The organism is Serratia sp. 506_PEND (genome assembly GCF_001076875.1).
Lineage (GTDB): Bacteria > Pseudomonadota > Gammaproteobacteria > Enterobacterales > Enterobacteriaceae > Serratia > Serratia marcescens.
Genome location: NZ_JVEL01000110.1, coordinates 1 through 10710, shown reverse-complemented (window position 1 = coordinate 10710; position 10710 = coordinate 1). Strand labels below are relative to the sequence as shown.

The following is a 10710-nucleotide window of genomic DNA, read 5'->3' as shown; positions in this document are numbered from 1 at the left end:
GATAATGTTGATCAGTTGGATGAGAAAACTCAATCTCAGATATTTACTGATTGTGTGGCATTCTCAAAAAGGCTTAAAATAAATCTTGTAATATCTCTTAGGAATTCAACTTACGTAGAGCATAGAAACTCAGCTGCATTTAATGCCTTTGATTTTGATCCCATTTTAATAGAACCGCCTCAGGTAGAGGCGGTTCTATCTAAGAGGTTTTTCCTTGCGAAAAATATGGCTCAAGGTCAAACTGGTGATTTCGAAGCAGAGAATGGCATGAGGGTGCATGTTAGCAATAATGCAGATATTATATCACTTGTCCAAAGTTCTGTTCTCGGTACAGAAGTTGGGAGTTTGCTTGAGGTTCTTGCAGCTGGAGATATTCGTAATGCTTTAAGAATGACTCGTGAATTTCTAGAGCATGGTTATACTAATGTAGGGAAAGCGTGGCAAACTTATAAAAGCACTGGTAATTATGTATTACCTCGGCACGAAGCGTTGAGAGCAATCCTTCTCGGAAACCAAGCTCTTTACTCTGAAGATTATTCTCTTGTTGGTAATCCTTTTGACTCAAGAAAAGGAAAAACGAACTTGCAGTTATTGAGGTTGTTTATCCTTTCAGCTCTTGTTCAATACAGCAGTGAGGCATCTTTCCAATATATAGATGGCTCGGAAATGAAAAAGTATTTAAGAAGCGTTGGGGTTGGCGATGATACATCTATTGCAGTCTTAAGAGATTTATGCCGATTACGATTCGTCAATACAGCCTCTCATGATCATGCGGCTTTTAGCTCTAGTTTCTATCCAACTAGGTTAGGAGGTTATATTGCAAGGGATCTTATTTCAAACTTTATGTTTGTTGAATCGGTGATGGTTGACACATTTATCGCAGACGACACTGTTTGGGAAGAATTAAAAAGTCTTGAAAGGGCGATAGCTAATAGCTCAGGTGATGTTGTTAATCGCATTAAATTAAGAATTGAAAGAGCAAAGCTATTCTTTGATTACATGGTTAAGCTATATACACCTTTACAAGATGAGGCGAATAAAAGGTCTTTACCAAAAGAATGGCGAGCAAATCCCTTTACAGCTGTTCGACATACTTTTAATGAAAATCTAAATAAAGCACTCGCATCGGCTGAAAGAAACTACGGCCGCTGAAAGAAAGAATAATGCTTTGTCGTCTTGGCAGTTAACGACTGCTAGCAATACTACATGGTGCACATCTCTTTCGATGGGCGCCAACTTCCACTTCTCGCTCAAAGCAACCTCTCTAATACCGCCAATCAAAGCAATAACCTAGCGCCAGCAGCGGTGGGGCGAAGGTGGAGAGGGGGCTCGTTGGGCAAAAACAGCGAGCCCCGCTTAAGAACAATCGAAAAGTAACGCGGACGATGAACTCTACGATCGACTACCGGTAACACCACCACTAATTTAGTAGCGATTTTTCACCCCCAACCCCCCGCCACAACCCCGGCAACAGCGCCAACGTCTCATCAATCAGCACCCGACGGTCATTGCCCGGCTTCCAGATGGTCACTATGGTTTGGCTGATCCCCTGGCTGCCGACTTCGGTGCGCAGCGTGTTGACGTTTTTCCACTGTTCCGCGTGCATATGCGTCGGCAAGAATCCCCAGCCGCAGCCTTGTTCAAGCAGGGCGCGCAGCATTTCCAGCTCGTTGGTAAATATGGTATGCCCGGAAATTTGCAGGCGGCGCGCCACCGGTTCGTCAGAGTCCGGGTGCATGATCACCTGCGGCGTGAGCGAAAGTTCCAGCAGCGAGAGCGGCTGTTCCGCGCCGGGGAAAAGCGTTTTGGCGGCGTAAAAATCCATCTCTATCGCCCCTAAGGCGCGCCACTCCATGGTGTCGCCCACGCTGCGGTTGCGCGCCTGGCAGATGCCCAGATCGGCCTGGCCGTTTGCCAGCAGGCTTTCCGCTTCGTCGCGCGAGGCGTTAATCAGGCTCAGGCGCGTGTTGCGTTGGGCCATGGCGGTAATCAGCGCCTGCAGCAACGCGCGGGGGGTAAAGGGATCGTAGACCAGCGAGATTTCCTGCGCCGCGCTCTTCGGCACGTCTTTGGCAAATGCCTCAAACGCTTTCACCTGCCGCATCAGCAGGTGTGCCTGGCGCTGCAACTGCTCGCCTTCCGGCGTCAGGTGCAGGCTGCGCCCCTCGCGCAGGAACAGCGCATAGCCCAAGCCATCCTCAAGAAAATCAATCAAATCGCGCAGCGTCGTGCGGTCTTTGCCCAGCTTGAGCGCGGCTTTTGCCAGGCTGCCGTGCTCGGCCACGGCGGTGAAGGCTTCCAGTTGGGCAAAGGAGTAAATCAGGCTCGGCACGCGGTTCTCCCGTCGATTTTGCGGGGGATTTTCCCCCATCAGGCGTTTTTTATTATAGGCCGCGTTTTTTTAAGCTGAACGCCTTCCTGAGCTAAGCGAGAAAAAATATGAAAAGCAAAGTGTTTAACCGCAGCCTGCTGGCGGGCGTTGTCATCAGCCTCTGCAGCGGCCTGTTGGCGCCCGTCGCGCTGGCCGCCTGTGCGGGCACCGAACTCAGCGCCTGTCCGGCGCCTTTCGATGCGCAATTGCCGGACACGCACAAGATGCTCACCTGGAGCCAGAGCGACCGGGTGATCGGTTTTCGTAACGACTACCGCAACTATGCCGGGGATGTGTTTCACCACGGCAATGCCATACCGCTGGTGGCTGCCGCTAAACAGCTAACGGACGCCAGTTATCGGGTGAATGGCAAAACCTATAGCCTGCAGGATTACCTGCAGCGCCAGAACGTCAGCGGCATGCTAGTGCTGAAAGACGGCAAAATCGCCTGGAAATATCTGGGGCAGGGCAATACCGACGCCACCCTGTGGACGTCGCGCTCGGTGGGCAAATCCGTGGTCGCCACGCTGGTGGGTGTGGCGATTAAACAGGGCAAGATCCGCTCGCTCGACGATCTCATCACGCAATACGAACCCGATCTGAAAGGCACCGCGTGGGACGGCGTGACCCTCAGGCAGCTGATCACCCATACCTCCGGCGTGGCGTGGAATGAGGACTACACCAACCCGAAATCGGACTTCGCGCAGCTGACCGAGTGTGAAGCCAGGCCCGGCGCCTATGCCTGCGTGCGCAAGCTGGTGGCCGGTTTGCAGCGTGCACATCCGGCCGGGCAGAACTGGTCTTACTCCTCCGGCGGCGCGTGGCTGCTGGGCGACGTGCTGGAACGCGCCACCGGCATGCCGCTGGCGGCTTATCTGGAAAAAAGTATCTGGCAGCCGTACGGCATGGCGAGCGATGGCGTGTGGCATGCCTACGCCAAAGGCCAGCACGACGTGGGCGCGCACGGGTTCAACGCCACGCTGGAAGACTGGGGGCGCTTCGGCGAATTCATTCTGCATAACGGGACGCTGCCGAACGGCAAACAGATCCTACCGGAAAATTGGGTAGCCCAGTCGTCCAACTGGACGCGGGCGGCGGGCTCGGTGTCGGCGGCGCATCCTAACGGCATTTACGGATTCCAATGGTGGAACAACGAAGTGCCGGTGAATGCGACTAACGTAGAACCTGCTCCGCAGGCTTCCCTCAAACATTCCCTGTGGGCGCTGGGGATCTTCGGCCAGATGATCATGGTCAATCAGGCGGAGAATCTGGTGATCGTCCAGTGGTCCACCTGGCCGCAGGCGGAACCTTCTTTCAGCGCGCAACCGCTGGAGGCGTCGCTGATGTTTAGCGCGATAGCGAAGGAGTTGCGTTAACGTCGGCTGGGCAAGCAGGGGCTGGATGGCGGTTGCCATTCAGCCCCTGTTTCTGTCCTTAACGCTATCAATCTTTGCCATACCAAGATTTAAAATACTTCAGGAAACTGTAGGCCATGGCATAAAACCCAGTAACGGCGCCGACTTTGCCTTCTTTCCATGCGCCGCTCAGTACGTACCATTTAAAAAACGCGCCGATCGCGCTAACGACGCCACGAAATATCGAGGGCCTGATGTCTCTGTATTTTACTACCCTTGTCGTATAGCTATTGAGCTTATTGAGTATTTCATGGAGAGAATAAAAAGTATCGTGCTTAACATTGCCGGGAATGACCGACGTGTGAATATAGCCTTCAGCGGCATCATCTACCGGAGCATCATTGAACCTGACCTGTGTTCTATTGAACAGTCGAACGGGGTAGTCCGGTGAGGAGATGGGATAAATCGTTCTGACTGGCTGTCCGAGTACAAACCAATTCCTTTTTATTCTATAGGCTTGCTGTGGTGGCGGGTTTGCCTGCGATTTGAATGTTAAAAGGGACGCTATGGTTTCGGCATCAAGGATTTCGTCGCTGTCCAGGCACAGTACCCAATCATGGTGAGATTGAGAAATCGCAAAGTTCATTTGTCGTCCATGCGTTTCGAAACGATGGTAAATAGGGCTTATTCCAAAGCGTTGGCAAATAGACAGCGTTTTATCCGTACTGCCGGAGTCTACCACAATCCACTCATCCGCAATGCCCATGAGTGGAGAAAGCACCTCGTGTAATAAACGAGAGGAGTTAAAGGTCAGTATACAAACAGCTATCTTTGCCATTAACTAACATCCTTAAAAATCGCGAGCAGGTGAGTGCGTGATGTTTTCTCTGGAATGGAAATTGCGATTCTCTTCTTATCCCTTATCAACCTCGGAAAATGCCTAACCTCGCCGATCAAACCGATAAACCAGCGCCAGCGCCAACGCCAGGAGCAACAGCGGCGGGGCGAGGGCGGTGAAGAGCGCATTGAGGGCGAACAGCAACCCCAGGTTGAGAACGATCTGGTAAGCGATGTAGGTCAGCAGCCCGATGATGACGCCGAGCGCTAACCGGCTGCCCATGCCGGGGGCGCGCGGGGCGGTGAAGGTAAACGGGATGGCCAGCAAAATCATCGCCAGCACCAGCAGGGGCTGGCCGAGTTTTTTCCACAGCGCCAGGCGGTATTCGGTGCTGGGTTGCCCCGAGCCCCGCAGGTAATCGATATAGCGATCCAACTGTTGGAGCGAGAAACTGCCGGCCGGCAGGGTCAGCTCTTTCAGGCTCGGCACCGCGAACAGCGAGCGCCACGGCAGGCTGTCTTGCTGCTGAATCGTCTCCTTTCTGCCTTGCCAGCTTTTCTGCATCACGTTGTGCAGCAGCCAGCTGCCATCGGCGGCGGTGCTGGCGCTGTCGGCGTAAATGTAAGACTCCAGCGCGCGGTTGGCCTGATAACGGAAGATCTCAATGCCGTGGGGCTGGTCGTTCTCATCGACGGTTTTTACCGTCACAAACTCGTTGCCGCGCCGCGCCCACAGCGGGTTAACGGTGACGTCGTTACTGTTCGACTGCGCCAGCGCGTTGTTTTTCATCTGCAGCGCGCGTTGTTGCAGCGGCGAGGCGGCCCATTCATCGAGGGCGCCGAGCGAGAGGTTCATCAGCAGCCCGGCGGCGAGCATCACCAGCGCGATGCGGAATATTGACATCCCGGCGGAGCGGATCGCCGTCAGCTCCAGGTTTTTAGACAGCTGCCCCAGCCCGACGATGCCGCCGAGCAGCGCGATAAACGGCCCCAGATCGACCAGGCTGCGCGGTAGCGTCATCACGGTCACCAGCAGCGCCTGCTGCCAGCGGTAGCCGCCCGGAGTGACGTCCTCCAGCTCGTTGATCAGCGTAAAGGTGGTGAACAGCGGGATGAGCAGCCCGGCCGCGGCGGCGAAGCCGATGAACACGTTGCGGATCAGGTAACGGCTAAAAATAGTCATCGGGAGGGTTTCCGCAGCAGGGATAAGTCGCGCGCCAGCAGCAGGGCGATGCCGACAGCCATCGCCAGCGGCACCAGCCAAACGCCGGGGATCGTCGGCAGAGAGCCGTTGGCCACCAGCGTGCGGCAAATGTTGCCGCCATAGAAAATCACGGTAAACAGCACCGTCAGGGGCAGCAGCGCGGCGTAGCGCCCCTGCCGCGGCTTGATGCGGCTAAAGGGGATCGCCAGCAGCACCATTAGCACGGTAGTCAGCCCACGGCTCTCGCGCCATTGCAGTTCGGCGGCGTCGCCCGGATCGGCGGAGCGCGCCAGTTCCTCCGGCGAGGCCGACTTGTGCCGGCTCTCGGCGCTGGGCACGAACGGTTTGAGCGCGATGTCAAAGTTGTCGTAATTCTGGCCGTTGTCGTCGGCGCCCTCACGATCCAGCACATAGGCGGTGCCGGTTTTCAGCCGCACGGCGGGGCTGGCGGGAGAGGCGTCGAGCACTTCCACCGACTGCGCGCGGTACAGGTTGGTGTGATGGCCGCCGCGCACATAAATCAGGGCGTCCGTCAGGTGGTTGGCCGTTTTGTCGACGTGATTGGCGAGGATCATGCGGCCGTTGCCGCTGACGTTGAATTTGTCGGCCTGCAGGTGGCTCACGTCCAGCACCGATTGCGACTGTTGCTGCAGCTGATAAATATTGGCGTACGCCCAGGGCCTGCCATACAGCGACAGCAGCGTGACCGCGATCGCCAGCGGCACGGCGAGCAGCAGCACCGCCTTGTACAGCCGCAGCGGGCTGGCGCCGGCGGCCAGCATGGCGGTGATCTCCGCATCGCTGTACATCTGGCTCAGCGCGACCGCCACCGAGACATACAGCGCGACGGGCAATATCATCTCCAGCGCGATCAGCGATTTATAGAAAACCACGTCGGCCACCACCCGCAGCGCCAGCGTGCCGTTGGCGGCGTCGGTCAGGTAGCGCTGGGCGGAGTAGCTGGCGAACATGAAGATCAGAAACCCGGCGATCATCATCACCAGGCGGCGGATCTCAACCGTGATATAGCGTTCAATCAAAGACATGCGTTATCGGTTCCCGGCAGCGTGCGCTTCATGGCGTCTCCTGCGCGATCAGCGCGCGCAGCAGGGCGATCACCTGGTCAACTTCCTGCGGGGTGAGTGCGCCGTCCTTCGCCCACTGTACGCGCCCGGCCTTGTCCAGCACTACGATGGTGGAGCTTTCCTCCGGCAGCCGCCAGGCCATGCGCCCCAGCCCGTCGCTGTCGACGATGAATTGCGCCCAGGGATAATGCCGCTTGTTTTTCTCGATCTTGCCGCGCACGAAGAAGCCGGAGCCCGGTATCGCATCGTCGGTGTTGACGATGGTGGTCGGCTGGAAGCGATCGCCCGGCAGGTTCGCTTCCTTAACGGCGTTGATCAGCAACGAGTTCTTCTTTTTGGCGGAGGTGCGCCCGGCGATGTACTGGATCACCCGCACCTTGCCCGCCAGTTTTGCGCTGTTCCACGGCCGGTAACTGAAATCGCCGTTGCGCAGCAGCAGCTCGCCGCGGTCGGCGATGGCGATCGGCGCTACCGGCCGGCCATGCACGAAGTTATGCGCGGATGCCGCCAGCGGCGTCAGCAGCAGGGCGAGGGCCAGCAAGCGAGGTAACGTCATCATGGCTACGGGCAATGCGCTTATCTGCCCGCCGCGATGGCCGGCTGGGAAAACGACAGGGGAAAGCGCGCCAGCAGCAGCTCCAGGCGCTGGCGGATGTCGATATCCAGGATCGCCGGCCGATCATAGATATCGCCGCCGGCCAGCTTGTCCGCCACCATCACGTCATGCCGGTCGCCCATCAGGCCGTTAATCGCCGCCAGGAAGCGCGAGATCTGCCGGGCCTCGCGGTTGTCGGGATCGATCGATCTCAGCGTGTCGTAGAATGAGACCTGGCGGCTGACGATTTTGCGCACGTCATGGAACTGATGCCCGGTCAGCGCCGGGCCGGCGATCAGCGTTTGCAGTTGGCGCATTTGCTCCTGACGGTAGGTGATAAAGCCCTGTGCGCTTTCCAGCCGGGTGTGGCGCAGCGCATAGCGCACGTAAGACCACACCGGCTTGCTGAGCAGCAGCCGCAGCAGGTTGCCGTACAGCGTCAGGTTCTTCTGGTTGCCGTTGCGAAACGCGTCCTGAAAATGGCCGAGCACCACGGTGGTGGTGTGGAACAGGCGGTTGGCGCGGTGGGGGGCGCCGTACAGCTGCTGGGCGAAGCGCAGGTGCTTATAGCGGGCGCGGATATATTTGTAGCGCATGCGGGTCGCCGCCGCCAACTGCGGGTCTTGCAAGAAACCGTTCACCAATTGCAGCAGCTCGCGGCGGGAAAAGCCGTCTTCCCAAAACTGCAGGCACAGCGCGTAGTTGTCCCGAATGCTTTCGGGGGAGCATTCCAGATCGATCTGCTGCGGCAGGCTGATATTCGCCTCAACCAGGTCGTCCTCTTCCACCGCGACAAACAGCGCCTGGGTGGTTTCGGCGGAGAACTTTTTCCAATTATTGCTAGCGGTCATTGATTACTCTCTTTGGGCACATTCAGCCCCAACATAAAGCGATTGCGGTAGGCGCCGATCGTCGGTATCAGGGATAACAGAACGTCTAAACATTGCCCCAGTAAATAAGCGAAGGCGGCGCCCTGCACGCCGAAGGCATACGCCATCGACACCAGCAGCGCAATGTAGGCCGCCGAGGCCGTCGCCTGCGCGATCAGGAAAGCGCGCTGCTTGCCCGCCATAAACAGTAAGGATTCCTGCGGGAAGCCCATCATCGAGACGATGATCGCGCCCAGCATGATTTGAATCAGGTCATAGGCTTCCAGGTATTGCTGCCCGAAGACCGCGGAAATAAGCGGCTTGCCCACCAGCAACATCAACACCGCGACGGCCAGGCCGATGCCGCCGGCCAGCAGCGAGGAGCGCAGGCCGAGCAGCCACGGGGTCTTGGTGCGCGGATCCAGGCGCATGATCTCGGGATAGAAGCTTTTCTCCAGCAGCTTGGCCGGGGTGCCCGTCGCATCGAAGAAGGTCATGGCGATCTTGAACAGCCCGGCGGCGGCCGGCCCGAGCACCACGCCCACCAGCACGGTGGTGCAGGAGTTGCGCGCAGCCCAGATGGTATGGGCGATGTTGGTGGTCCAGACGAAGTTCCAGGCGCCCTCAATGCGGCGCGCGACGTTGAACAGGCGCGGCCTCAGCGCGCCGTGGATATCGCGGCGGCGCAGTTCGCGCGCAGTGAACCACCAAAACAGCGTGCCGCCGATCAGGTTCGAGGCGTACCAGGTGACGATAAAGCCGGGGAACCCCAGATCGAAATAATAGGAGATGACGCTGCCCACCGCCTGCAGGAACGGCTTGATCGCCTGCTGGATGGCGATGAGATCGAAGCGGTTGAAGGCGCGCAGCACGCCGGTCGGCGTGGACGAGGTCATCGATGGGATCAGGGTGCAGTACAGCATGGCGAGCCAGAAGCTTTCGCTGTCCAGCCCCAGGGCGTGAGACAAGAACGGCAGCATGATCATGCCGCCCAGCACGGCGATGACGCCGCTGGCGATATCCAGGCCAAAGGAGAAGGCGACGACGTCGCGGAAGCGCCCGGTATTTTGATGCTCCAGCGCCGGAGTGCCGAATTGCACCACAAACTGCCAGGTCTGGAATTTGATGAAATCGCTGACCGCTTTGGTATAGGCCTGGATCACCACCAGCACGCCGAACATTTCAGGCGACATGCCTTTACCGGCGCAGGAGAGCGCCAGCAGGCCGAGCAGCGCGCTGGCGACGCTGCCGGAGCCCAGGTAGGCGGCATTACGTAAAATGGAACGAAACGCGCCGTCGGAAAACCACCGTTTCATAGCCCAAACCAGCCGTTATCGTTGTTTTGCTGCATTTTGTTTTCCGCAGTCATGCGCTTGCCCTGTATTCGTTTAATAAACCTGAGTTTCTTTACCGGCGTTCTCGCCGGGTTGCCCGAGATCGCTCTGCGGGCGCTTCGCGGGGTTCACCACGGCGGAAATGGCGTTGAGCGCATTGCTCAGCACCTCGTCGTAAGGGGCTCTGGCGTCCAGTTCGATGATGCGCGAGCCGTTGTATTGCAGGCGCACCATGGCGGCGATCTTGTCTTTCAGCTCTTCGTAACTGTGATCGGGCTTGCGGGAAAAGGCCGTATCGACGTCGATATCAAGGCGAATGATCAGCGCCGGCCGATAGACGGCCATGCGTTGATATAAACGGCGTTCGCGCGCCGCCAGGCGGCTCAATAGCCACCCTTTTGCGCGCTCCACGCCGATGCCGGGCCCATCGTAGTAAAAACCTGAGATTTCCGCCTGCGGGTAGCGATCGCTGATCACCAGAACGCCGCTCTGCGCCAGCCGCCGCACCTTGCGCAGGTTGGATGCGCGCCAGAGCGAAAAACCGTACATGATCAGCGCCGCCCACAGCGCCGGCGGCCTGTTGCTCATGCGCTGGGTTTTGTCGGATTTCGCCGCCAGGCGCCGTTCCAGCCACACGCCGATGAACGGCAACTTTTTGATTTTGTCGCCGTCTTCGCCGGAGATCAGCCCCAAATAGCGCCGCTCCGTGGGGCGATGTTGCTGCAGGTTTTTCACCAGGTCGGCGGTCAGCGTGGACTTGCCCGTGCCGTCGCTGCCCACCACGGCAATCAGCCCGGTGATGCAGACGGGAGAGGTATCCTGTTCGGCGGTGAGTTTATTTTTTTTCATCTGTTTCGGTACGAAAAGGTTATTTGTCGGCTAGGCATTGGCGGCACTCAGCGATATTTTAACGGCGCGCAGCGATGCGTCGAAAATACGGTCGGCGGGTTCGCGGCCGTCTAAATCCAATATGTTAGCGCCGTTAAACGTCAGGTGCGGGATGACGGCGATCTTTTCACGCAACGCCGCCAGCGAGTGATCGGGTTTGCGTGAATAGGCC

Annotated in this window: 9 protein-coding genes and 2 pseudogenes; 2 read left to right on the top strand and 9 right to left on the bottom strand. The window is 57.7% G+C overall.

What is annotated here, in order from left to right:
- Window positions 1-1152, top strand: a pseudogene (locus ADK28_RS29650) (hypothetical protein); the annotation flags it as partial.
- Window positions 1153-1420: 268 nt separating this feature from the next.
- Here the strand turns inward: ADK28_RS29650 and ADK28_RS03245 are convergent.
- Complete coding sequence (locus ADK28_RS03245; protein WP_048794868.1) at window positions 1421-2332, bottom strand: LysR family transcriptional regulator; 912 nt, start codon at window positions 2330-2332, stop codon at window positions 1421-1423.
- Between the two features lie 107 nt (window positions 2333-2439).
- Here ADK28_RS03245 and ADK28_RS03240 point away from each other — a divergent pair, with 107 nt between their 5' ends.
- On the top strand, window positions 2440-3747 hold the full coding sequence (locus tag ADK28_RS03240) for a serine hydrolase domain-containing protein (RefSeq protein WP_048794867.1): 1308 nt from the start codon (window positions 2440-2442) through the stop codon (window positions 3745-3747).
- Between the two features lie 67 nt (window positions 3748-3814).
- On the opposite strand, the gene ADK28_RS29645 is transcribed toward ADK28_RS03240, so the two are convergent.
- The 8 genes and pseudogenes from ADK28_RS29645 to ADK28_RS03200 form a co-directional block, all read right to left on the bottom strand.
- Entirely contained in the window at window positions 3815-4564 is a 750-nt protein-coding gene (locus ADK28_RS29645) for a glycosyltransferase family 2 protein (RefSeq protein ID WP_049190546.1), read from the bottom strand.
- A 102-nt stretch (window positions 4565-4666) separates the two neighbouring features.
- A complete protein-coding gene (lptG, locus tag ADK28_RS03230) occupies window positions 4667-5746 on the bottom strand; it encodes an LPS export ABC transporter permease LptG (RefSeq protein ID WP_048794865.1) in 1080 nt (359 codons plus the stop codon).
- Window positions 5743-6813: an LPS export ABC transporter permease LptF gene (gene lptF / locus ADK28_RS03225; protein WP_048794864.1), complete on the bottom strand. Its 1071-nt coding sequence runs from the start codon at window positions 6811-6813 to the stop codon at window positions 5743-5745. Before lptF ends, lptG begins: the two co-directional genes overlap by 4 nt.
- Before the next feature lie 28 nt (window positions 6814-6841).
- On the bottom strand, window positions 6842-7408 hold the full coding sequence (locus ADK28_RS03220; protein ID WP_048794869.1) for a YtfJ family protein: 567 nt from the start codon (window positions 7406-7408) through the stop codon (window positions 6842-6844).
- A gap of 20 nt (window positions 7409-7428) precedes the next feature.
- Window positions 7429-8298: a hypothetical protein gene (locus ADK28_RS03215; protein ID WP_016927024.1), complete on the bottom strand. Its 870-nt coding sequence runs from the start codon at window positions 8296-8298 to the stop codon at window positions 7429-7431.
- Window positions 8295-9632, bottom strand: a complete 1338-nt coding sequence (locus ADK28_RS03210; RefSeq protein ID WP_004935553.1) for a lipopolysaccharide biosynthesis protein — start codon at window positions 9630-9632, stop codon at window positions 8295-8297. The genes ADK28_RS03215 and ADK28_RS03210 overlap by 4 nt, the downstream gene beginning before the upstream one ends.
- Window positions 9633-9704: 72 nt before the next feature.
- Complete coding sequence (locus ADK28_RS03205; RefSeq protein WP_048794863.1) at window positions 9705-10499, bottom strand: hypothetical protein; 795 nt, start codon at window positions 10497-10499, stop codon at window positions 9705-9707.
- A gap of 30 nt (window positions 10500-10529) precedes the next feature.
- A pseudogene (locus ADK28_RS03200) lies at window positions 10530-10710 on the bottom strand (hypothetical protein); the annotation flags it as partial.